The organism is Paraburkholderia edwinii (genome assembly GCF_019428685.1).
Lineage (GTDB): Bacteria > Pseudomonadota > Gammaproteobacteria > Burkholderiales > Burkholderiaceae > Paraburkholderia > Paraburkholderia edwinii.
Genome location: NZ_CP080096.1, coordinates 2,402,341 through 2,425,434, shown reverse-complemented (window position 1 = coordinate 2,425,434; position 23,094 = coordinate 2,402,341). Strand labels below are relative to the sequence as shown.

Genomic DNA, 23,094 nt, shown 5'->3' with positions numbered 1-23,094 from the left:
GGTCTTAAAGGGAAAGTGACATGCTCGGATTCGAACTCGGATTCTGGGATTACGTGACCTTCGCCACGGGATTCCTTGCCGGCGGCGCCGGCATTATCACCTACATCTGGATCGCAGGCTTGCCGGGGCGTATCGCGATCGCGCGCCACCACCCCGAGGCCGAAGCGGTGAAGCTGATGGGCTGGGCCGGACTGCTGCCCACGATATTGCCGTGGATTCAGGCGTTCATCTGGGCCTTCAAACCGACCGACGTCATCGATATCCGGCGCTTTCCGCGCGAAGAGGCGCGGGCGATCGAAGAGGAGCATGCCCGCCTGAGCGGTCTGGAGCCGCCCGTTTCTAAAGGACTCCCAGCCAACGCCCGGCGTTCAGAGGATGGCAATACCAAGAATTGAAGGAGACAGGCCATGCTGCTCGGTTTCGTCATGCTGTTTGCGTATGGCTTAATTGTCTGGCTGGTCTTCTTCAAGTTCCGGTGGCTCAAGTTCACGATCGGGTGGGGCTTCTTTTCCACGTTCTTCGTACTGCACCTGATGCTGATCTTCCTGATCGGCCTGCGCTACGTCACGCCGACCTCGAACGAGGCGCGCGTCATCCAGCACACGATCCAGCTCACGCCACGCCTGTCCGAGCCTACGCTCGTCACCGCGGTGCTGGTGGAGCCGAATGTCCACGTCAAGAAGGGCACGCCGCTGTTCCAGTTCGATAAGCGCATCTACGAAGCGAAGGTCAAGCAGCTGGAGGCGCAGCTCGCACAAGCCAAGCAGAACGTGTCGATCATGAAGACCGACGTTCAGGTGACGGCCGAAAAAATCGTCAGGTTGAAGAGCGAGCTCGAGTACGCCGTGTACCAGGAAAAACTCTCCGCCAGTCTTGCCAAACGCGGCGCGGGCCCCGAGGAAGACGCACAGAAATGGCGCGCGCAGGTTGCGGCCAACACAGCGGCGATCAAGGAGGCGCAGGCTGAGGAAGAGCGCTCGAAACTCAAGTACCAATCCGAAATCGGCGGCGTCAATACCGCGGTGGCGTCGATCGAGGCCGAACTCGATCAGGCGCGCTTCTATCTCGACAACACGCTGATGGTGGCGCCGGAGGACGGTTACATCATCAATCTGCAGGTCCGGCCCGGCATGGTGTCGGGCGATATCCGCTTCGGCGCGATCGCATCGTTTATCTGCGATGCCGACCGCTACGTGCTTGCTCAGTTCTTCCAGGAAAACCTCAAGTACGTGAAGCCCGGCCAGCCGGTGGAAGTGGCGCTCGATCTCTATCCGGGGCAGATCTGGCCCGGCAAGGTCGCGGCGGTCTGGGAGGGCAGCGGCGCGGGGCAAATGCTTCCGAGCGGCGCATTGCCGGCCTTCAACGCGGTACCGGCCGAAGCGCCGCAAGGGCAGTTCGCCGTGGCGATCACGCTGGACGATCCGAATCAGACGCAGTTTCCGATCGGTACGCAGGGGCGCGCGGCGATCTACACGAGCTCGAGCAGCGCCTTCGACATGCTGCGCAAGGTCGCGATCCGCTCGTATACCTGGTACAACTGGCTGTATCCGTTTTCGCTATGATGCGCGCGCGATCATTCGTCGTCGTGTTTCTTGCTGCGCTGGCCGGCGCTTGTGCGCTGGCGCCACCGCCGCAGCACAGCGATGTGGTCAGCGATGCATTGCCGAAAAGCACGACGATTCCGCCCGCATGGAAGTCGGAGGCAAGTGCGGTTCCCGTTGCCGACGACTGGCTGAAGTCGCTCGACGACCCGATGCTCGACACGATCGTGGCCGAAGCGATCGCCAACAACCTCGACTTGCGTCAGGCGGCGGATAGGGTGGCGATCGCGCAGCAGGCGGTGGTCGTCGCGGGCTCCCAGCTATGGCCGCAGATCGGCGTGACAGGCGGCGGGCGGACCACGCACGACTTCGATCACAGTAACGACTCGACCACATCGGTTGCCTACGGCGCCGTGGCGTGGGAGATAGACGTGTGGGGCAAGCTGCGCGCCAAACGCGCCGCGGCGCAAGCGGGATATGAAGCGACCGCGCTCGATTACGCCTATGCACGACAGTCGCTGGCGGCCACGGTGGCGCAGGCCTGGTATCTCACGATCGAAACGAGGCAACTGCTCGCGCTCGCCGAACATGCGGTCGACATCTATGGGCAGCTGCTCGACCTCGTCACGACGCGTCGCACCGCGGGCAAGGACTCCGATCTCGACGTCGCCGACACGCGTGCCAAGCTCGAATCGGCGCAGAGTTCGGTAGAGGCCGCGCGTCAATCGTACGGCGACGCGCGCCGCGCGCTGGAAGTGCTGCTTGGGCGTTATCCCGCGACCGAAATCGAAGTTGAGACGAACTATCCGCTGCTGCCGCCGACTCCGGCGGCAGGGCTGCCCGCCAGCCTGCTCGAACGCCGGCCCGACCTCGTCGCCGCGGAGCGCCAGGTGCTTGCCGCGTTTCGTCAGGAGGAAGTGGCGAAGCTCACGCTGCTGCCCGACTTCTCGTTTTCGTTCGAAGGCGGCCGGCTCGGCGATGCGCTTTTCTCGCTACTGGACCTGAACCCATGGCTCGTGACCGCGTCGATCGGCGCGTCGATCCCGATCTTCACCGGCGGCGCGCTGCAGGCGCAGATCAAGATTGCGACTGCGCAACAGGCGCAGGCGGTGGCGCACTACGGCAGCGTCGTGCTAGTGGCATTCCGCGAGGTCGAGGATTCGCTCGCGAACGAACAGTTGCTGACCAAGCGATTGCCGATGGAAAAGAGCGCCGTGGAATCGCGCTCCCAGGCCGTGCGCATCGCGACGATACAGTACAAGGCCGGCCGCAGGGACCTGTTGTGGGTGTCGAACTTGCAGACGGCCGAACTGACGACCCAGGCAGACCTGATCAAGTTATGGGGCCTGCAGCGCAGGAACCGCATTCGCCTGTATCTGGCGCTCGGTGGGAGCTTCGACGCGACACCGTCGACCGCGTTGCCGACAGTAACAGGGGCGGCAAACACCGAAACCCGGTAGGCTCTCCAACGAATACGTGAGCCGCGTGCTGCGTTCCCGGGCCTGGGTTCTGGCGCGCCGTCTTCAGATATTCAGGCGCGACACCTTGGTGCCCTGCAGCGACAGGTTGGCCATCAGGCCCGTGTTGGTTAGCACGATGCAATCGACGGGCTGGGTGGCCGTGGTCGCATCGATCACGCCGTTTGCGCCGACCTTCACGAGCGCGACCGACGAATCAACGCCAGCCGTCCAGCCGTCTGAACCGCGGAATTTATCGAGCGCCTCTTTCGTCATGAACAGGAAGATAAGCGCCTTCGATTGAGCGCCGGCCTCGAGTCCGAACGAGCCGGATACCGTGCTGTAGTAGCCGACCGAGGTGCCGTTCACGCGTAATGCGCCTTCGCCATACTGCCCGCCCACGATAAAGCCGACCTCGAGCACCGATGGAAAGACCAGCACCCCATTCGCCTTGGCGACCAGTTCGCGTGAGCCGCCGACTGTCGAGTAGAGCCGCGACATCGTGCCGTCGATGCTCGCATCGATCGCTTTACGCTTGTCCGCATTGCCGGCAGGTGTGGCAGGTGTCGATCCGGTCGTCGTGCATCCAGATAATGCGAAGCCTGTTAGAGCGAGTGTGGCACCAGCAGTACGCAGAAAAATTCGTCTTTTCATTGCTTCCTCCATGGTGGTGCGTTGAACAATTTATCGATGCTATTCCCGTTAGCGATTTCGAGAATGCACGCTCTTTCAAATCGGCTTCGTCATGGTGGCTTCCCATATGCTATAACACCCAGCACTCGAACACGACTACAACGTATCTAATTTCTATTAAAGCGTCGCAAATAAAGTCGGAATAACCAGGCGAAACAATTCGCATCGCAGGAGGCCCTGATCATGAAGCTATCGCTGGATCATGTGCGCGGTGTGTTGGCTCTGTTCGCGATGCTAATCGGTGCATCGCTCGTCTACGGTGTTGCTGGTGGCCTTGTGGCGCCCACTTCGGCCTGCGCGCAAGGAACCGTGAAACTCTCGAAGCAGCAACTCGATTCGTTGACCGCGCCTATCGCGCTCTATCCCGATGCGCTGCTAGCCCAGGTGCTGATGGCCGCGACCTTCCCCGACGAAGTGCAGGCCGCGGCGGAGTGGTCGAAGCAGAACCCTCAGCAGAAAGGCGACGAGGCCGTGAAGGCGGTCGCGTCGAAACCGTGGGATCCGAGCGTGCAGTCGCTCGTTGCGTTTCCGCAAGTCCTCGCGACCATGGCCTCGAAGCCGGAATGGGTGAGCCAGTTAGGCGACGCGTTTCTTGCGCAGCCGAACGACGTGATGAATTCCGTGCAGCAGCTGCGCAAGCAGGCGCAGCAGGCCGGGAATCTCAAGTCGAACGAACAGCAGAAGGTGATCGTCGAACAGGACACGATCCAGATCCAGCCGGCGAACCCACAGGTCGTGTACGTGCCGACCTATAACCCGACCGTCGTCTACGGGCCGTGGCTTTATCCCGCGTATCCGCCCATGTACATTCCGCCGCCGCCCGGCTATGCGCTCGCGACCGGCTTCGCGACGGGACTCGCTTTCGGCGCCGGCATTGCCGTCACCAATGCGCTATGGGGCGGCTGCGACTGGCACAGCGGCAACGTCAACGTCAACGTGAATCGCTACAACAATATCAACGTCAACAACCGGCTCAGCACAACGAGCGGCACGGCCAGCTGGAACCGCAATGCCAACTACAGCAGCCGCAGCGCGAATTTCAGCAGCGCGCAGAACAACGCATTTCGCGGATACGACACGTCGCGCGAGCAGGCCATGCAAACGCTGCAGAGCCGCACCGGCCAGAACCTGTCGGGCAGTGCGAGCCAGCGTTTTCAGGATATGCAGCGCGGCGGCGGCGCCAGTTCGAGCGACTTGCGCAACAGCGCGCAGAGCGTGAATCGCGACAATGCGTTTCGCGGCGCGGGCGACGGCAATAGCGAACGTCTCGATACGCAGCGCGGCATGGAAAGCCGCAACACCTATGCGGCCGATAACTTTGGAAGTCACGGGTTCGGCGGCGACGACAGATCGGGCGGCGGAGGGTTCGGTGGCGACCGGTTCGGCGGTGGCGGGGGTTTCGACCGAGGCGGTGGAGGAGGCTTCGACAGAGGCGGCGGAGGGTTTGGCGGGGGAGGTTTCGGTGGTGGGGGCGGTCGCTTTCGTCGATAGCGCACGAACGGTGGACGAACCGTGGGGAGGTGTCTTCAATGATCGGAATTCGCAAACACCCTGCGCTGAGCGTCGCGCGCGCGCGAAGCATACGACGCCATCATGCGCTGCGTGCCGCAGCCTCGCTTTTTGCGGCAGGCGTCTTGATGTCCGGTATGCAGGGCGCATGCGCACAAGCCGTGTATCCGACACCGGAAGCGGCAGCCCAGGCGCTGGTGGATGCCCTCGCGGGCGGTGGCCACGCCGCGATCGAGCATGTGCTCGGCCGCGACTATCAGCGGCTCATTCCCGCGCAGGATACCGGTGAAGGCGATGTCTACGATTTTCTCGGCGCGTGGTCTCGAGGCCATCAGATCGTGATGGATCCCGAGCCGGGCGCATCGGGCAAATCCGGTGGATCGGGCAAATCAGGCGCGCGCCGGCAAACCGCGCATCTCGCCGTGGGCACGAGCGGCTGGACGCTGCCGATCCCGCTCCTGAAAACCGCGCATGGCTGGCGCTTCGATCCTGCCGCGGCGCGAAGCGAGATCGCTATCCGCCGCGTTGGCCGCAACGAACGCGCCGCGATGTCGACGTCGCTCGCCTATCTCGGTGCACAGAATGACTATCGCAACCTGACCGGGCACTACGCGCAGCGTCTGCTTAGCGAGCCCGGTCAGCGCGACGGTCTGTATTGGCCCGCGCAGCCGGGCGGCCCGCAGAGCCCGCTGGGTCCGCTCGTCGCAGCGATGCAGCAAAGCACGTCGGCGATTTCCGCTAACGGGTACTACGGCTATCACTACCGGATTCTCACGCGTCAAGGTTCGCACGCGAAGGGCGGGGCGGAGAACTACGTACAGGACGGCGTGATGAAGAAAGGCTGCGCGCTGGTTGCATGGCCAGTGCAATACGGAGCAACGGGCGTCATGACGTTTATCGTCAACCAGGACGGGCAGCTGTATCAGAAGGATCTCGGTCCGAACACCGGGCGCACGGCACTTGCGTTGAAGTCGTTCGACCCGGATCCTTCGTGGTCGCCGGTTCAGCCTTGACGATCGATGCAATATCGCCGCGCGATACGGTGCCCACGCCCGATACGGCGATCACGCGATGACGAAGAGCGACCGCGATCGCAGAACGCTATAGCGCTCGCGCAATGGCATCGCCATTCGGCACGCCGATACCCGTGCACGCGTCCCAGCCCTTGCCGCTCGCGAAGCCGCCGTTATTGCCGTGACGGATGTCCTTGCAGACGCCCGCCTGCCGATAGAGCCGCGGCGTGACGAAGCCGAGCGGCGCGCCCTTGATGCCATTGATGCGCGCAACGAGGCCTGCCCAGAGCGGCGCAACCGCACTCGTGCCGCCGACTACACCGACGCGGCCGCCCACGATGACGAAGTAGCCCGAAGCGGGCGATGCGTCGCCGGCCACATCGGGCACGCCGCGATGGGTTAGCGCGATCGCGTCGCCCTTCGTGCGGGACACGGACAGCCCGTCCTGCCACACGGGCCGCTCGAAGCGCGTGCTGATGCCGCCGCCTGTTGCGCCGCCCTTGGCGCCGTCGTTCCACACCACCTCGGCTTCGGCGCCGTCGTCGTGTTCGTCGATGCGTGTGCCGCCGCAGGCAAGCGCGAACGGGCTCGATGCGGGAAAGTCGACCGTGTCGGGCTTGTCGGGTCCCGCATCGTGCGAGCCGGCGTCGCCAGCCGAGGCGAATACCGTGATGCCGAGCAACGCGGCCATCTGCAGCGCCTCGTTGAAGCGCGTCGTGAACTGATGCGTCGAGCCGGCTTCGGCTTCGCCCCAGCTAATGGAGATGACGCTCGGCTGGTTGACGTCGTCGTGGATCGCCGTGGTCAGCGCCTCGATAAAGTCGGCATCGGTGTTTTTGGCGAAATACACCGCGATTTTCGCGGCGGGCGCGACTGCGCCGCATACCTCGATATCGAGCGCGACTTCGACGTCGGCGCCTTGCGGGTCATGGTCCGGATCGTTCGTTGCGCCGCCGACGCTGACCGCTACGACTTCGGGCATCGGCACGCCGAGCAGGCTGAAATACGCCTGCAGGTCCTTCTCGCGATAGCCGCCGCCCAGTTCAAGAATGCCGATGCATTGCCCGCGGCCGTCGCCGCGCGGAAACTTGTAGTGAGAGGCGAGCTGCAACGGGTTGAATGCAATCGGCTGCGGCTCGTCGCCCGTCGCGTCTTTCTCGTCCCGCACATGAAAGTGAGGGCGTGCCTGCGGACGATTGTCGAGACCGAGCACAGCCGTCACGATGCCTTCGAGTTCGTCGGGAACATGCACGGGACCGGTGCGCCCGCGATATCTGCCGTATTTCGGATGCGTGTAGACGTCGAGCTTGACGTCGAAGGCCTTCTGAAAGTGCGCGACGGTGCCGGTGAGCACCATCAGATGCGATTGCGGCGCTTCGCGAACCACCTTGAGGCCGTGCGCGGCGGCGAACGCATGCACCTTCTTGCAGTCTTCGGACGACGTGCCGAACTTGCTCGCAAAGGTTTTCCGGTCCATTGCCGCGAAGGCTTCGCCTTGTTCGAGCTTGTGAATCAAGTCCTGATACGCCGCGTCATTTTTTCTTCGCAGCTTCAGTTTGACTTCGATTTCTTCGTGTGGGTCCGTGGCGTGAAGACGTCTCGAACCTTCTACCGGTTGACGCTCGCTTCCTTCAACGACGTGCCTGGCCATGTGAATACCTCCGCTGAGCGCAGATGCGAAAACACGAATGCGCAGATGCTTCGCGTTCGTTCCAAGAGGACGCACGCACGCAGAACGGTGGTGTGCCGATGCGTCGATGTGCGTGTCCTGCCTGAAAAAACATCTGGGCGTAGGGCTTATTCCTGAGACCTGAACCGGCTCGTTCGTCGCGCGAGGCGCGAGTTCGCGAGCGTCACGCGAAAGCGGTTCGCTGTTGTAACCGGATTCGCCGGTGGAAGACAACAGAACGTTGCTTCGGGTGGCTAAGTATCGACAAGGACGACGCGCGACACGAAGTGAGACGAAGCGAAGTGCGGGCCTTCGCATCTGAGCCATGCGGCTGTGGTGCATCGGCATGTCGCATCGGCATAGCGCTTATCCGGCCTTCATTGAACCGAATGTCACGCGTCGGCCCTGAGCCGGCCACAGCTTGCGTCCCGATTACAGTCCGCTCGTGTCGCGCTCAGCGCGCCGACCCAGACTCGTCCCTACTTGCCAATCAAGATTCGCTTTGAGTAGACTTTGCCTGACAACTTCAGGCTAACCGCCATACCATCGCCCCCCGCGCACCATGAATGAACGCAAGCCGCCCGGTATGCCGGGCAGGATCTATAGCGATATCCTGAATCGCATCATCGAGGGCGAATACCGGGAAGGAGACAGGCTGCCGACCGAGCATGCGCTGGCCGAGCGCTTTGAAACCTCGCGCCCGACCGTGCGCGAGGCGCTCGCGCAATTGCGCGCGGACGGCATCATCGCGACGCGGCACGGCTCGGGCACGACGGTCCGGCGCCGGCCCGATCCGGACCTGCGCCGCTTCGCGCCGCTCGAGAGCTTGTCCGACATCCGGCGCTGCTACGAATTTCGCGTCGTCACCGAATCGGGCGGCGCGGCGCTCGCCGCGCTCAAGGCCGACGATGCCGATATCGACGCGATCCAGCGCCAGTGGGACACGCTGCAGCAGGTGATCGAAACCGAAGGCATCGGCGCGAAGGACGATTTCGCGTTCCATCTGGCGGTTGCGCGCGCATCGAAAAACCAGTTCTTTATCACGTCGTTGTCGTTCATACACGAGCAGGTCGAATTCAGCATGAACCTGTCGCGCAACCTGTCGCTCGTGAAGTCGATCGAGCGGCAGCAACTCGTGCAGCAGGAACATCTCGCGGTGCTCGAGGCGATCCGGCGCCGCGATGCGAGCGGCGCGGAACAGGCGATGCGCGCGCATCTCGAGAACGCGATGGTGCGCATGTTCGGCGCGTGAGTGGTGCGGCTGAGCGTGCCACCTGAGCGCCGTCGCAGGCGCTTGCAGCATCCTTGCGGGCCCGTACGGAACGCCAGTTGCGGCAGTCGTGACGGCGTTTCCGTGCGGGCCGTTTTCATTTGATTCGTAGCTTCAGTTGTCAGGCGATGCACTGCAACATTTGACCAACAGTGCGAATTGGCTAATAGTTGTTTGACAACAAGAAATCGACGGTGCTATCGTTCGCGTCGTCAGAAGAATTCACCAAGCTACGAGCCTGCCTCAAATGAACGTATCCCCGATTCCCGCAAGCGAATTCGCGTCGACCGTGATGGCGGTGCCGCCGCTCGCACGCCACGCGGACCTGTCGCTCGACGTCGCTGAAAACCAGCGTCTGATTCGCCATATCGAAGCGGGCGGCATGCGCACGCTGCTGTACGGCGGCAACGCGAACTTCTATCACGTCGCGGTCAGCGAATACCGCGAGTTGCTTGACATGCTGGCTGACCAGACCGCGCCGACCACGCGCGTGATTCCGGCGATCGGCCCTGACTTCGGCAAGATGCTCGACCAGGCGCGCATCCTCGCGCAGACGAAATATCAGACCGCGATGGTGCTGCCGCTGACGGGCTTCACGACGCCCGAAGGCGTCGAAGCCGGACTCAAGCGCGTGGTCGATACGGCCGGCATTCCGCTCACGCTCTATATCAAGAGCGAAAACTACGTGGACGTCGATACGCTCGCGCGTCTTGTCGACAGCGGCACGCTGATCGCCGTGAAGTACGCGATCGTGCGCGAGAACCCGGCTGACGATCCGTATCTGCGCCGCCTGTTGCAAAGCGTGAATCCCGCGCGCGTCGTGTCGGGCATGGGCGAGCGTCCGGCGCTCACACACGTGCGCGATTTCGGCCTCGCCGCATGGACGACGGGCTCGGGCTGTATCGCGCCGCATACGGTCTCGACGCTGCTGAAAATCGCGCGCGATCCGTCGCGCGCGGCCGAAGCGCAACGCCTTTACGACGCGTGCATGCCGCTCGAAACGCTGCGCGACCAGTGGTCGCTGATCTGCGTGCTGCACGACGCGGTGACGATGACCGGCGTCGCCGATATGGGCACGATCCTGCCGCTGCTTTCCAGCACGAACAAACAGCATCACGCCGAGATCGCCGCGGCCGCGAACGCGCTGCTCGCCTTCGAGCGCGAGTTTGCCGCGCAGGCTTAAGCGCCTGAAGGTTGCGCAAGCGGACTGAAGCAATACAAAGCAAAACCCAGCGAAACGCAGTAGAGCGCAGAAAAAAAGCAGCAAAAACAGCAAACGCAGCAACAAAGCGAACAGCGAACATTCAGCGAATTTTCCGGAGCAGTGCGAAGTGAGCATCAAGAAGAAGACGCCCGAAGAACTGCGCAGCCACCGCTGGTACGGCGTGAACGACCTGCGTTCGTTTGGTCATCGCTCGCGTACCGCGCAGATGGGCTACGGCCGCGAAGAATACGCGGGCAAGCCGGTGATCGCGATCCTCAATACGTGGAGCGAGATCAATCCGTGCCACACGCACTTCAAGCAGCGCGTCGAGGAAGTGAAGCGCGGCATCTGGCAGGCCGGCGGCTTTCCGATCGAACTGCCGGTGCAGACGCTTTCCGAGCCGTTCCAGAAGCCGACCACGATGCTCTATCGCAACTTCCTCGCGATGGAAGTCGAGGAAACGCTGCGCTCGTATCCGGCCGACGGCGTCGTCCTGATGGGCGGCTGCGACAAGACCACGCCCGCCTTGCTGATGGGCGCGATCTCGATGGACCTGCCGGCCATCTTTCTGCCGGCGGGCCCGATGCTGAACGGCAACTGGAACGGCCGCACGCTCGGCTCCGGTTCGGACACGTGGAAGTACTGGGCCGATCTGCGCGCCGGCAAGATCACTGAAGACGACTGGCGCGGCGTGGAAGGCGGCATCGCACGCTCGCCTGGTCACTGCATGACGATGGGCACGGCTTCGACGATGACGAGTGCGGCCGAAGCGCTCGGCTTCACGTTGCCCGGTTTCGCCTCGATTCCCGCGCCCGATTCGCGCCACGCGGTATTCGCCGCGAAAACCGGCATGCGCATCGTCGACATGGTGTGGGAAGACCTGAAGCCGTCGGACATTCTGACGGCGCGCTCGGTCGATAACGCCGTGACGACGTGCCTCGCACTATCGGGTTCGACGAACGCGATCGTGCATATGATCGCGCTCGCGCGGCGCGCCGGCATCGAGCTCACGCTCGATCGCTACGACGACGTCGCGCGCCGCACGCCGGTGCTCGCGAACGTGCGTCCGACCGGTCAGTACCTGATGGAAGACTTCTACTACGCGGGCGGCTTGCGCGCGATGCTGAAGGAACTGGGCGACCTGATCGACGGCACGCAACGCACGGTCAACGGCAGGACGCTCGGCGAAAACATCGGCGACGCGGAAATTTTCAATGACGCAGTGATCCGCCGCCGCGCGACGCCGCTGATGCCGGACACCGGTCTCGCCGTGCTGCGCGGCAATCTCGCGCCCGACGGCGCGGTGATCAAGCCCGGCGCCGCCGATCCGAAGCTGCACGTGCATACGGGCCGCGCCGTCGTGTTCAAGGACTACAACGACATGGCCGCGCGCATCGATAGCGAAACGCTCGATATCGACGAGACCTGCGTGATCGTGCTGCAGCACGCGGGTCCGGTCGGCGCGCCCGGCATGCCCGAGTGGGGCCAGTTGCCGATTCCGCAAAAGCTCCTGAAGCAGGGCGTGCGCGACATGCTGCGCATTTCCGATGCGCGCATGAGCGGCACGAGCTATGGCGCATGCGTGCTGCACGTGGCGCCCGAGTCGTTTATCGGCGGCCCGCTCGCGCTCGTGCGCGACGGCGATCTGATCGAACTCGACGTGCCGCAACGCAAGCTCAACGTCCTGATCAGCGACGAGGAACTCGCGAGCCGCAAGGCGCAGTGGGTCGCACCCGCGCCGCGTTTCACGCGCGGCTACGGCGCGATGCACCAGATTCACGTGATGCAGGCGGACAAGGGCTGCGATTTCGACTTCCTGCAGCGCAACGGCGCGGAAGCCACGGCAGGCGCAACGGCAGGCGCAACGGCAACGAAGGGTGGCGGCGAGCCGGAGATTCACTGAAGGCCGGGATTTACTGAAGCAAAAGGCAGGGGATAAAAGCAGCGGCGGCCCGAGGAGACCGGGCCGCCGTATGCAAAAAGACGTACTGCATATCGAGCGGGCGCAATGCGACACAACGGCAACGCGGCGCAGCCCGCCGGGGGATATGCAGACAACGAGGACCTGGCTCACCGCACGGTTGCGGGCGGGCAACTTCGTGCGGTTAGCGGCCGCGATTACTCCAATGAAAAAAGGGACAACAAGATGAGACATTACAAGGAAGCTCGAATCGCACTCACCGGCGTCGCGGCGATGTTGGCCTCGACCGGTGTGTTCGCACAGAGCAGCGTGACCCTCTACGGCGTGGTGGATACGGGTCTCGCATACCTGAGCAATCAGGCGCCGTCGACCGGCGCGACCTCGGGCGGCAAGTCGGTGGTCAAGATGGTCGAAGGCGTATGGGGCGGCGAGCGCTTCGGCCTCAAAGGCGCGGAAGACCTCGGCGGCGGCTACAAGGCGATCTTCCAGCTCGAAGAAGGCTATAACGCCCTTAACGGCCAGCAGTCGAAGACCGGCCTGATGTTCAGCCGCGCATCGTGGGTCGGCGTGTCGAACCAGAAGTACGGCGCGCTGACGCTCGGCCGCCAGTACACGCCGTACTACAACATGCTCGCGCAGTACGGCCCGACGCCGTGGCTCACCGGCGCATTCGGCGCGCACCCGGGCGACCTCGACGCACTCGATACCGACTTCCGCGTGAACAACGCGGTGGTCTATACCTCGCCTTCGTATTACGGCTTCAAGTTCGCCGGCATGTATGCGCTGGGCGGCGTGGCCGGCGCGTTCAACCAGGGTTCGTCGTGGAGCGTCGGCGCACAGTACCTGATGGGGCCGGCCGGCGTCGGCGTCGGCTTTGCGCGCTTCAACAATGGCACGGTGAACGGCGGCGCGTGGGGCTCGAACTCCACGGCCTACTCGGGCACCGGCGAGCAGGGCGTGAGCTCGGTCACGAACGGCTACCAGAATGCGGCCGCGCAGCAGCGCTTCGGCGTGACGGGCGGCTACCAGTTCAGCAACCAGTGGGACGTGTCGGCCTCGTACACGAACGTGCAATACATCCCGGGCACCGCATCGGGCTTCTCGACCGAGGCGATCTTCAACACGGCCGGCGCTGTGCTGCACTATCACCCGGCCGACCCGTGGGATCTCGCCGCCGGCTACAGCTATACGTGGGCGTCGAAGGCGAACGGCATTCAGGATGCCGCGACCTATAGCCAGTTCAACCTGACGCAGCTCTACAGCCTGTCGAAGCGCACGCGCATCTATCTGCTCGAAGCGTATCAGCGCGCGAACGGCCAGACGCTGAACAACGGCCGGGTCATCGCGGCGACCGCCAATATCGCGGAGCAATCGGCCGCGGCCACGCGCAGCCAGTTCGGCGTGACGCTCGGTATCAACCACCAGTTCTGATGCAGCACCGGGCCGGCAGGCCGCGGCCGGGCGGGATGTTCCTGCCGCGCCGCCCGTCGGACCCAGGGTTCGAGTCAGGGTTTCTACTGGCCCGCGCAGATGAAGATGTTTTATAGAATTGCGCCTTGTCTTACAACACCAGACCAAGTTGTCACTGTCACAGGACAGGACACGCGGTCGGATCGGCGGCCCACGGAGATGACCCCGCAAGGGCGGCCGGTCCTGGCCGAAGCGGTGACGGTGGCGCCGGATGCCGCGCATGCAGTCAATCAATGAGTCATATCAGAGGAGATCGCAGATGAAACAGAAGCTCGTCCTGTCCGGCCTGACGGCCCTGGTCGCGGCCTCGATGCTGACCTTCGCCGGCACGGCCGAGGCGCGCACGTTCCGCGTCGCCGACGTCCACAGCGACACGTTCCCGACCGTGATGGCGCTCAAGTTCATGGGCGAAGAAATCAGCAAGGACACGAACGGCAAGGACACCGTGAAGGTGTTCGGCAATAGCGCGCTCGGTTCGGAAAACGACACCATCCAGCAGGTGCGCATCGGCGCGATCGACATGGTGCGTGCCAACGGTTCCGCGTTCAACGACATCGTGCCCGAGTCGATGATCCCGTCGCTGCCGTTCCTGTTCCGCGACATGGATCATTTCCACAAGGCGATGTACGGCGCGCCGGGCAAAAAGATTCTCGACGCGTTCGCGGCGAAGGGCATGATCGCGCTGACCTTCTACGAAAGCGGCGCGCGTTCGATCTATGCGACCAAGCCGGTGCTGACGCCGGCTGACATGAAGGGCGTCAAGGTGCGCGTGCAGCCGTCGAACCTGATGGTCGACGAGATCAAGGCGATGGGCGGCACGCCGACGCCGATGCCGTTCGCCGAAGTCTATACGGGCCTGAAGACGGGCCTCGTCGATGCGGCCGAGAACAACATTCCGTCGTACGTCGAGACCAAGCACTATGAAGTGGCGAAGGTGTTCTCGGAAACGGAACACTCGATGACGCCGGAAGTGCTGGTGTTCTCGAAGAAGATCTGGGACACGCTGACCCCGCAGGAGCAGGCCGCGATCCGCAAGGCGGCGGACGACTCGGTGCCTTACTACGAGAAGCTGTGGTCGGCGAAGGAAGCCGAAGGTCTGCAAGCCGTCGAAAAGGCCGGCGTGACCGTGGTGCCCGCAACCAAGGTCGACCGCGCGGCATTCCAGAAGGCGATGCAGCCGGTCTGGGCGAAGTACGAGACGACGCCGGAAATGAAGCAGATCGTCAACCAGATCGAAGCGATCAAGTAGCGCGTCAAATAAGCGCGCGTCGCGCCGTCGCCGGTAAACAGACAGTGCGATACGGTAGCAATGCAGGGCAGGACGTGGCGACGCACACGGCCTGCCCTCTCTGCAAGGAGAGGGGATGAAGTTCGTGAGGTGTTTCAACGGCATCGTTGCGCGTGTCATGACGGTGCTTGCGTCGCTTTGCCTGGCTGTGCTCGTCGTGCTCGTGATGTACAGCGTGGTGATGCGCTACGTGTTCGACAACGCGCAGGACTACGTCGAGCCGATCGGTCTGCTGCTCGTGCTGTTCATCGCATTTATGGGTGCGGCGCTGAAGCTGCGCGACGGCGGCCATATCGGCCTCGACTCGCTCGTGAAGGCGGTGCCCCCGAAAGCGCAGCGCGCGCTGATCGCGTTCCAGCATCTGTGTCTTGTCGCGTTTGCGATTGCCGTCTGCTTCGGCTCGTGGGAGATGGCGATGACCACGCTCGACGACCAGATCCCGATTCTGAACCTGCCCGAAGCGATCCGTTATCTGATTCCGCTGGCGGCCAGCGTCTGCATCATTCTTTTCTCCATCGAACACCTGCTGACGCTTAACGAGCGCAAGCAGAGCTGATCGCACCCGTCCCGACTTCCCGGCCTCGTCCTATATGGAACTTGCGATTCTCACCGGCAGTTTTCTCGTGCTCCTGGTTCTAGGGGTGCCTGTTTCGTTCGCGCTGGGCCTAGCCTGCGTGGTCACCTATCTGCACGAAGGCCTGCCGCTCGCGACCGCGATTCAATCGATGGTCTCGGGCATCAATGCATTCTCGTTTCTCGCGGTGCCGTTCTTCATTCTGTCGGGCGAGCTGATGCTGCACGGCGGGATCGCCGATCGCATCCTGCGTTTCGCCCAGGCGACGGTCGGGCACTTCCGCGGCGGCCTCGGCATGGCCAACGTCGTCGCGTGCACGCTGTTCGGCGGCGTCTCCGGATCGCCGACCGCCGATACCTCGGCGATGGGCGGCGTCGTGATTCCGTTGATGAAGCGCGAAGGCTATAGCGCCGCGTATGCAGTCAACGTGACGACGCATGCGTCGCTCGCGGGCGCGCTGATGCCGACCTCGACCAACATGATCATCTACGCGCTCGCGGCGCAGGGCATTACGGGCATGGTCGCGGGGCAGTCGGTGAGCGGTGTGTCGATCGGCGATCTGCTGTTTTCGGGCCTGATTCCGGTGCTGTGGGTGATGGGCTTCGTGCTGTTCGCCGCTTACTGGCAGGCCGTGCGTTACGGCTTCCCGCGCCGCGCGGACGGCTCGACCGCGCTGCAGAAATTCCCGGGCTGGATGGCCGTGGCGCGCACCTTTATCGGCGCGCTGCCGGGATTGATGGTGATCGCGATCATTCTGTTCTGCGTCGCGAAGGGGATTGCGACCGCCACCGAAGCGGCGGCGATTGCGGTGACGTATTCGCTGGTGCTGACCTTCGTCGCGTATCGCACGATGACGATGAAGAAGCTCGGCATCGCACTCGCGCGCGCCACGCGAACGACGGGCGTCGTGCTGCTGCTGATCGGCGTGTCGAACATGCTGCGTTTCCAGATGGCGTACCTCGAGATTCCGGAGACGATCCAGCAACTGCTCGAACACGCGACGACGATTCCCTGGCTGATGCTGCTGTATATCAACATCATTCAGGTGTTTCTCGGCACCTTCGTCGATATGGCCGCACATATTCTGATCACGACGCCGCTGTTCCTGCCGATGGCGATGCACTTCGGCGTCGGTCCCGTGCAGTTCGGCATCATGATTCTGCTCAACTGCTCGCTCGGGCTCGTGCATCCGCCGATCGGATCGGTGCAGTTTATCGGCTGCGCGATCGGCGATGTGTCGATCGGCGAGACGTCGAAGACGGCGTGGCCGTATTACCTCGCCATCTTTAGCGCGATCAATATCGTTACGTATTTCCCGTCATTCTCGACATGGCTGCCAAGTTTGATTGCGGGGCATCCGGTGTATTGACGCACTTGCGAGTGCTTTGAAAGATGCGAAAAGGGCCTTGGATTCAAGGCCCTTTTGCGTTTCTGGTGCTTTTGATGCTGGCTGCCGACGTTTTGCGGCTGATGTTGCTTTAGCCGCCCGTTCTGTACTTCGCCAGCAACTGCTCCGCGCCGCGCGTCAGAATGCCGACATCGGAACCGACCGCCGTGAACGTGCAGCCCAGTTCGATGCAGCGCCGCGCGAGCGTTTCGTCGCTGGCCAGAATGCCGGCCGGTTTGCCGGTCGCCACGATGCGCGCCAGCGTCTTTTCGATTGCATCGACCACTTCCGGATGCTTGAGATTGCCGATATGTCCAAGCGCCGCGGATAGATCGCCGGGGCCGATAAATACGCCGTCGACACCGTCGACGGCTGCAATGCGTTCGAGGTTCTCGAGACCGAGCCGGCTTTCCACCTGCACGAGCACGCAGAGTTCGTTCGCGGCGTCCTTCACGTAGTTCGGTATGCGCCCGAAGCCCGATGCACGCGGCGCCGACGCATAGCCTCGCACGCCGTCGGGCGGATAGCGCGTGTACGCGACGGCGTTGCGCGCATCTTCTTCGGTTTCGACGTAAGGGATCAGCAAGGTCTGCACGCCGACGTCGAGCAGGCGCTTGATCGTCACCATATCGTTCCACGGCGGACGCACGACAGGTTGCGTCTGCGAGCCGAGCATCGCTTGCAACTGGCCATGCACCATATGCAATTCGTTCGGCGCGTGCTCCATATCGAGCACGAGCCAGTCGAAGCCGGAGCCCGCGAGCAGCTCGACCGAACCATGATGGGCCAGACTCGACCAAAGGCCGATCTGCTGCTTTCGCGCGGCAATCGCGCGTTTGAATCGATTCTCGGCAAGCTGCATGACGGGTTCTCCGCAGTGGTTGAACGTTCGTTGCGCGTACGTTGATCGAACACGAAGCGCAGGAGCTGCAAAATGCGCCTGCGCTTCGCTTGCGCCTGCTTGTGCTGTTAGCGCGCTGCTTTGCGCTGTTGCGGCGGCGTGAAATCGAAGCTGGCGAAACTGCCGCCCTGATAACGCTGCGCGACTGCATCGAGCGGATTCGGACGCGCAAGGATTTCAGCGGCGTAATCTTCGGCATTCTGGCGCGGCTGGTAACCGAGGCGCGCGGCGCCTGCGTTGTCCCAATAGCTGCGCGTATTCGCCGATACGCCCCACACCACCTGATAACCGAGATCGGGCACGTTGATCGACTGCTCGATCAGATGCAGCAGATCGTCGAAGCCGAGCCACGTGCTCAGGTGCCGGAACTCGGTCGGCTTCTCGATGCAGCTGCCGATCCGCACACAGACGCTCTCGATGCCGTGCTTGTCCCAGTACAGACGTGCGATGCCTTCGCCCCACATCTTGCTCAGGCCATAGAAGCCGTCCGGACGGAATTCGCAGTCTAGCGCAAGCTTGTCTTCGACCGGATACATGCCGATCGAGTGATTCGAACTCGCGAAGATAATGCGGCGCACGCCATGGCGACGCGCGCCTTCATACACTTCGACGAGCCCGCGCAGATTGTTCTCGATGATCTCGGGCAGCGGACGCTCGACGCTCGTGCCGGCCATATGGATCAGCACATCGACGCCGGCGAGCAGCTTGTCGACGATAGCGGGGTCGCGCAGGTCGCCGTGCATGACGTCTTCGCCGGCGACGATCGGCTCGAGCGGTTTCGAACCGGCCGCGGAACGCAGATCGACGCCGCGCTCGAGCAGCGCCTTACGCAATACGCGGCCCAACTGGCCGGCGGCGCCACTCAATGCAATTTTCTTCACGTTGTTTGTCCTTGTCGGGAAGGGAGGGAAAGGTGTTGTGCGCTGGAAGTGGGCGATGCGGCGCGGCGGGTGAATCGCGCGGTCGGCTGGCAGCTGGCCGGTCGGCGCACGAGCCGCATGGAGGAGCGGTGTGACGCGGTTTTGCGTACGACGATCCGGTCTCTTATGGAATTCGACTAATGTAAGACATGATCGAGCAGGTTTCGCTAAGTTGTCAAGCAAATTGGATATGTTTGGGCTTAAGCTTGACAAGTTTTGTCCGGAATAAGGACAATTTTGCGTTTGCCGACAGGCCGGCCGAAAGAGCCGAAACAGCATCGATCGAAGGGAGAGATATGCAGTCCAGCAAAACCGCAACGAAAACGGAGTCGTGCCGATGAGCACGATCGCGACTATGCGCGCGGAGCGCGTGACGGCCGCCGGCGATCTGCCGGATCTCGTCGGCGAAAGCCCGGTTTGGCATGCGGGCGAGGGCGCGCTTTACTGGGTCGACATCGCGCGCCGGAAGATTCTGCGTCTACATCCCGACAGCGGCGCGCGTGCCGCATGGGAATTGCCGGAGCGGGTTGCGTGCATTGCGTTTGGTGAGTCGGGCGGATTACTGGCCGGTATGGAAAGCGGGCTTTTCTCGGTGACGCTGTCGGCGCCCGCGCCATCCGATGAGATCGGTAGTGCGCAGGTGCGCCGACTCGCGGCGCCCGCATTCGCCTTGCCCGACATGCGCTTCAACGATGGCCGTTGCGATCGTCAGGGACGTTTCTGGTCAGGCACGATGTATATGGATATGGCCAAAGGGCGTCCGGTCGGTGCGCTGTACCGGTTCGACAAGGCGGGTCGGTTGTCCGAGCCTGTAGTCGACAACCTGATCGTGCAGAACGGTCTCGCGTGGTCGCCCGATGGGCGCACGATGTATCTGTCCGATTCGCATTCGTCGCGGCGCATCGTCTGGGCCTTCGACTACGACACGCAAACCGGCGAGCCACATAACCGTCGCGTATTCGCCGATCTGCATCAGTACGTGGGGCGCCCGGACGGCGCGGCCATGGATGTCGACGGCGGCTACTGGATTTGCGCCAACGACGCCGGCCGCGTGCTGCGCTTCACGCCCGAAGGCAAGCTCGATCGCCAGATCGAACTGCCCGCGGTTAAACCTGCGATGTGCGCATTCGGCGGGGCGGGCCGCGATACGCTGTTTATCACGACGATTCGTCCTGATGCGGGCGCGAGTGAATACGATGGGCATGTGTTTGCGGTGCGGCCGGGGGTGAGGGGGTGTGTTGAGGTGGGGTATGGGGGCTCGCTTTAAAGGCCTTGAAAGAAGGGCTGGTGTTGGGAGACGCCATTAGTGAAAAGTGCGTCGAGGACCTTAAGGCGCTGTTTTAGAACAAGGGGCGCTGAGCGGTCGGCATGAGGACGGGCTGAAATCGGCCAGTTGCGGTCATTTACCCAAGTACCTATGCGGCCACTCGAGCGTCCGCATGACATCCCAAAGCGGCCAACGAGTTACCCATCGGTCAGCGACACCAGAGTGAGTGACCATTGCCTTCCAGAGGTATGCGCGTCTGGGCGCCTCTAGTCATTGCCTTGTTTCACTTAGCAGAAACGTTCCCCGCCACATGTGCCGCGGGGTAACGGTCGGTCATCTCCGTCCATCGGACTGGTTGAAAACCCGATTGTTCAGACGTCTGCTTTGCCGCAAGGCCTGTCTGTCGACGCTCGACCTGACGACAAGCTCTTCTTCTCTCCTGCTTATTCTTCCTTCTTCCATTGATCTCTTTTTCATTGCCTGCGAAAAATACCAAATGCGGAAAGCCGCTTCGCACGCCTGCTGCAAACTTTTGCGCGGAATGTTGGGAAGCCGAGAAGCACGAACTCGGGACGTGACATTAAGTGGTCTCGAGCTCGCTGATCGATGTCTGCACGTGGACCTCCGAGTGGTGCAAACGTCGAGTCTTCAGGTCCGAAAGCAGGCGCACAATTCGGCACAGGCGGCGTTGTTCTAGCGACTCATTCCTTTGTTAGATCGGTCGTATGTTGGATGGGGATGCGCAATGTGTCTCCTGGCTTGAGGACTGAGCGCGGCCCGACACATGTCGACTGTCGATCGAGCTAAGCAAGTCCTTTGTTCGTCCTTCCGCGCAGGGCATCACCCCGACTCCTATATGTGTTTGGTCGTAACGGTGAAATCGCAAATGCGGGTTCTCGCTGCTAAAAGCGTCTTTATAAATACAAACAGTTTGAGAGCGCGCCCACGGTGTTATTTCAATTTGCTTATAGATATCTTTCGTTACTAAAACGGGAAAAATAATGCGATCGGTTCTGGGAGGAAGGCCGTGCGTCTATAAAAGAATGCGCATTGGATGTCTCGATTCGCACCTGCGATCGCAGCGTCAATGTGTGCCGGAGAGTCGCCGGCTCTTGGAGACGATGTTGAGGCAGTTTGATAGTTCAATTAAATACGCGAAGCACCTTGTGCTTACACTTATGCTGGCCGCCGCACAGTTAGCCGTGGCGCAGCCATCCCTGACTTGGGATCTGATGGTGGACGGCGGAGCGCGATCACTAAGTGGGGCAGGCTCCTCGTCAGGCTATGCAGTCGGAACGGTCAACGGTGTAAGGCTTCGTATACCGAATTATTACCTCCATTATGGAGTTGTATATGAAGGTGATCGAAGAGACGGATTAGGTGTGGCATCGACTGCTGCTGCCCAGGGGGCGCGGATCGACAATTTTGGCATCCTGCTGCGCATGTCGACTCTTCAGCCCATCCGAACAGAGCGGGACAAGGAAGACTGGCAAGTAGCGTCGGCGCGAGCTGATTTCGAGAAAGAGTGGTTGATGATCACTTTCGATAATCATTACCCGCCTTTCCTTGCGCCACCAAGGCCGATGGACTACATGCTTCAGCACTTGGGCCCATATTCGCTGGACAAGCGCTTACCTTTTGGGTTGGTTCACTACGAGTCCGACCGCAATACTGGTGAAGCACAGCAGGGGGCTGGATCATACGGCCACGTCGAATATTTTTTTGACGACGCCTCCGTAACGCAGATCTTTTGCCGTACTACGAAGATGGTTGTAGCACCGTATAGCGAGCTTAGTTTTTGCCAACAGCATTTTCTGATTCCCGAATTGCATCAGATGGCAGAGGCGTTTTATACAAAAAAGGATCTATCGAGATGGGTTGAAATCGAGACCCATGTTAAGGCGATAGTCCATTCGTTTGTCGTTCAATGACCTTGGGGCGGGGTGAATGATGGCAGCATCAATGACTGTTGCTGGGCTTGAACAAGCTCGGGCCATGATCGATGCAGGAGACGTGGCAGGTTTTTATTCATTCATGGCCGACCAAGGTTACAACTACGCATTCTTGGCAGGAGGATTGGTTTCAGGTTCTGGGTTTTCTGGTGCGGCTGCAATTAACTATCTGATATCGAGCGCCGCGTCTCAGGGGGTGACATTTACAGAGAGCGAAGTTCCGGCGCTGGAAGCAAAGATGGCAACGGCATGGGTTTTGGCCTTAGAAGGAGTTGCGCAGGCCAATCCGAGCGGTGTAGTTAGTGCCGATCTGAGTTATCAGCAAACGCTCGACTTTCATGCGGCAGTTTTTAGCGAATATGGTTTGAGCAAAGACGCTTGGACGCTAACGGTACCCGGTGAAGTCCTCGGGACGCAATTCATGGAGACGAACTTCGCGTCTCTATTAGGTGAACTTGGCGTCTCGTCTGGCGGAGAGCCGCTATCCAGCGAGGCTTCACTTGTCCTCGCGATGTCTGGCGCTGCCACGGACAGCAATGACTTTAGTGCACAAGAGATGAGCGCCGCAGGCAAATGGCTACTCACCAATGCTCTAAATCTCGGTTCCGATTTTGCAACAATAGTCAAGGCCTCGGTACCGAATGGTCAGGGAACGGCGCTCGCCGATGGTGGAGTGGAGTATACCGATGGCGCTGGCGTAACTTTAATTCAATATACCGACGTTGTGAGTGACGGTGTCTCCCAGTACACGGAAACAGAGAACGTGTGGAGTTTGCCGGTTTCGTCCGCCGCTATATCTGTTACGGAGCTGGGTGATGGTCTTACGATTGACGAAAGTAAAGCTGGGGCAGCGACCGTTTCGGCACCCGGCGTTGTAGCGGTATCTGGCATGTCCGTCACGATTGGTTCGGATGAGGCAGGCGCAACGAATCCGATAAAAATCGTCGGAAGCGACAACAACATATCACTACAGTCCACGGAACTGAGCGCAAGCGTCACAGGTACCAACAACGTCTTTAGTCTCGGCGCTGGCAACGTCCTCACATTGAACGGTGGAA

18 protein-coding genes are annotated in these 23,094 nt (G+C 61.8%); 14 read left to right on the top strand and 4 right to left on the bottom strand.

What is annotated here, in order from left to right:
- Positions 1-20 precede the first annotated feature (20 nt).
- Genes KZJ38_RS32415 through KZJ38_RS32405 form a run of 3 tightly spaced genes read left to right on the top strand, consistent with a single transcriptional unit; the run spans position 21 to position 3,001 of the window.
- Complete coding sequence (locus KZJ38_RS32415) at positions 21-395, top strand: DUF3302 domain-containing protein (protein ID WP_219801129.1); 375 nt, start codon at positions 21-23, stop codon at positions 393-395.
- Positions 396-407: 12 nt separating this feature from the next.
- Positions 408-1,562: an HlyD family secretion protein gene (locus KZJ38_RS32410; RefSeq protein WP_219801128.1), complete on the top strand. Its 1,155-nt coding sequence runs from the start codon at positions 408-410 to the stop codon at positions 1,560-1,562.
- Positions 1,559-3,001, top strand: a complete 1,443-nt coding sequence (locus KZJ38_RS32405) for a TolC family protein (RefSeq protein WP_219801127.1) — start codon at positions 1,559-1,561, stop codon at positions 2,999-3,001. The genes KZJ38_RS32410 and KZJ38_RS32405 overlap by 4 nt, the downstream gene beginning before the upstream one ends.
- 63 nt (positions 3,002-3,064) lie before the next feature.
- Here KZJ38_RS32405 and KZJ38_RS32400 read toward each other — a convergent pair whose 3' ends face one another.
- Entirely contained in the window at positions 3,065-3,652 is a 588-nt protein-coding gene (locus KZJ38_RS32400; protein WP_219801126.1) for a BPSL1445 family SYLF domain-containing lipoprotein, read from the bottom strand.
- Between the two features lie 222 nt (positions 3,653-3,874).
- Here KZJ38_RS32400 and KZJ38_RS32395 point away from each other — a divergent pair, with 222 nt between their 5' ends.
- Together KZJ38_RS32395 and KZJ38_RS32390 are read left to right on the top strand one after the other, a co-directional pair.
- Complete coding sequence (locus KZJ38_RS32395; RefSeq protein ID WP_219801125.1) at positions 3,875-5,182, top strand: DUF3300 domain-containing protein; 1,308 nt, start codon at positions 3,875-3,877, stop codon at positions 5,180-5,182.
- A gap of 146 nt (positions 5,183-5,328) precedes the next feature.
- Entirely contained in the window at positions 5,329-6,213 is an 885-nt protein-coding gene (locus KZJ38_RS32390; protein WP_246641875.1) for a DUF2950 domain-containing protein, read from the top strand.
- An 88-nt stretch (positions 6,214-6,301) separates the two neighbouring features.
- On the opposite strand, the gene KZJ38_RS32385 is transcribed toward KZJ38_RS32390, so the two are convergent.
- Complete coding sequence (locus KZJ38_RS32385; RefSeq protein ID WP_219801123.1) at positions 6,302-7,864, bottom strand: S53 family peptidase; 1,563 nt, start codon at positions 7,862-7,864, stop codon at positions 6,302-6,304.
- A gap of 580 nt (positions 7,865-8,444) precedes the next feature.
- On the opposite strand from KZJ38_RS32385, the gene KZJ38_RS32380 reads away from it, so the two are divergent.
- From KZJ38_RS32380 to KZJ38_RS32350, 7 genes are all read left to right on the top strand, one after another.
- Entirely contained in the window at positions 8,445-9,134 is a 690-nt protein-coding gene (locus KZJ38_RS32380; protein ID WP_219801122.1) for a FadR/GntR family transcriptional regulator, read from the top strand.
- 265 nt (positions 9,135-9,399) lie between these two features.
- Positions 9,400-10,335 carry a dihydrodipicolinate synthase family protein gene (locus tag KZJ38_RS32375; RefSeq protein WP_219801121.1) on the top strand — a complete coding sequence of 312 codons (936 nt, stop codon included), beginning with the start codon at positions 9,400-9,402 and terminating at the stop codon, positions 10,333-10,335.
- Between the two features lie 148 nt (positions 10,336-10,483).
- Entirely contained in the window at positions 10,484-12,259 is a 1,776-nt protein-coding gene (gene araD, locus KZJ38_RS32370; protein WP_219801120.1) for an L-arabinonate dehydratase, read from the top strand.
- A 243-nt stretch (positions 12,260-12,502) separates the two neighbouring features.
- A complete protein-coding gene (locus tag KZJ38_RS32365) occupies positions 12,503-13,708 on the top strand; it encodes a porin (protein ID WP_219801119.1) in 1,206 nt (401 codons plus the stop codon).
- Between the two features lie 298 nt (positions 13,709-14,006).
- Positions 14,007-14,996 (top strand): TRAP transporter substrate-binding protein, encoded by a 990-nt coding sequence (locus tag KZJ38_RS32360; protein WP_219801118.1) that lies wholly within the window; start codon positions 14,007-14,009, stop codon positions 14,994-14,996.
- 115 nt (positions 14,997-15,111) lie between these two features.
- Positions 15,112-15,591, top strand: coding sequence for a TRAP transporter small permease (locus tag KZJ38_RS32355; protein ID WP_219801117.1), 480 nt, complete (start codon positions 15,112-15,114; stop codon positions 15,589-15,591).
- 34 nt (positions 15,592-15,625) lie between these two features.
- A complete protein-coding gene (locus KZJ38_RS32350; RefSeq protein WP_219801116.1) occupies positions 15,626-16,978 on the top strand; it encodes a TRAP transporter large permease in 1,353 nt (450 codons plus the stop codon).
- Positions 16,979-17,087: 109 nt separating this feature from the next.
- On the opposite strand, the gene KZJ38_RS32345 is transcribed toward KZJ38_RS32350, so the two are convergent.
- Complete coding sequence (locus KZJ38_RS32345; protein ID WP_219801115.1) at positions 17,088-17,858, bottom strand: HpcH/HpaI aldolase family protein; 771 nt, start codon at positions 17,856-17,858, stop codon at positions 17,088-17,090.
- A 107-nt stretch (positions 17,859-17,965) separates the two neighbouring features.
- On the bottom strand, positions 17,966-18,778 hold the full coding sequence (locus KZJ38_RS32340; protein ID WP_219801114.1) for an NAD-dependent epimerase/dehydratase family protein: 813 nt from the start codon (positions 18,776-18,778) through the stop codon (positions 17,966-17,968).
- A gap of 376 nt (positions 18,779-19,154) precedes the next feature.
- Here KZJ38_RS32340 and KZJ38_RS32335 point away from each other — a divergent pair, with 376 nt between their 5' ends.
- Positions 19,155-20,084: an SMP-30/gluconolactonase/LRE family protein gene (locus KZJ38_RS32335; RefSeq protein WP_219801113.1), complete on the top strand. Its 930-nt coding sequence runs from the start codon at positions 19,155-19,157 to the stop codon at positions 20,082-20,084.
- Between the two features lie 1,112 nt (positions 20,085-21,196).
- Entirely contained in the window at positions 21,197-22,015 is an 819-nt protein-coding gene (locus tag KZJ38_RS32330) for a hypothetical protein (RefSeq protein ID WP_219801112.1), read from the top strand.
- Positions 22,016-23,094: the final 1,079 nt, after the last annotated feature.

Coding starts and splice junctions, on each gene's coding strand:
- KZJ38_RS32415 (WP_219801129.1), top strand. CDS start 21: ATGCTCGGATTCGAACTCGGATTCTGGGATTACGTGACCTTCGCCACG.
- KZJ38_RS32410 (WP_219801128.1), top strand. CDS start 408: ATGCTGCTCGGTTTCGTCATGCTGTTTGCGTATGGCTTAATTGTCTGG.
- KZJ38_RS32405 (WP_219801127.1), top strand. CDS start 1,559: ATGATGCGCGCGCGATCATTCGTCGTCGTGTTTCTTGCTGCGCTGGCC.
- KZJ38_RS32400 (WP_219801126.1), bottom strand. CDS start 3,652: ATGAAAAGACGAATTTTTCTGCGTACTGCTGGTGCCACACTCGCTCTA.
- KZJ38_RS32395 (WP_219801125.1), top strand. CDS start 3,875: ATGAAGCTATCGCTGGATCATGTGCGCGGTGTGTTGGCTCTGTTCGCG.
- KZJ38_RS32390 (WP_246641875.1), top strand. CDS start 5,329: ATGTCCGGTATGCAGGGCGCATGCGCACAAGCCGTGTATCCGACACCG.
- KZJ38_RS32385 (WP_219801123.1), bottom strand. CDS start 7,864: ATGGCCAGGCACGTCGTTGAAGGAAGCGAGCGTCAACCGGTAGAAGGT.
- KZJ38_RS32380 (WP_219801122.1), top strand. CDS start 8,445: ATGAATGAACGCAAGCCGCCCGGTATGCCGGGCAGGATCTATAGCGAT.
- KZJ38_RS32375 (WP_219801121.1), top strand. CDS start 9,400: ATGAACGTATCCCCGATTCCCGCAAGCGAATTCGCGTCGACCGTGATG.
- KZJ38_RS32365 (WP_219801119.1), top strand. CDS start 12,503: ATGAGACATTACAAGGAAGCTCGAATCGCACTCACCGGCGTCGCGGCG.
- KZJ38_RS32360 (WP_219801118.1), top strand. CDS start 14,007: ATGAAACAGAAGCTCGTCCTGTCCGGCCTGACGGCCCTGGTCGCGGCC.
- KZJ38_RS32355 (WP_219801117.1), top strand. CDS start 15,112: ATGAAGTTCGTGAGGTGTTTCAACGGCATCGTTGCGCGTGTCATGACG.
- KZJ38_RS32350 (WP_219801116.1), top strand. CDS start 15,626: ATGGAACTTGCGATTCTCACCGGCAGTTTTCTCGTGCTCCTGGTTCTA.
- KZJ38_RS32345 (WP_219801115.1), bottom strand. CDS start 17,858: ATGCAGCTTGCCGAGAATCGATTCAAACGCGCGATTGCCGCGCGAAAG.
- KZJ38_RS32335 (WP_219801113.1), top strand. CDS start 19,155: ATGAGCACGATCGCGACTATGCGCGCGGAGCGCGTGACGGCCGCCGGC.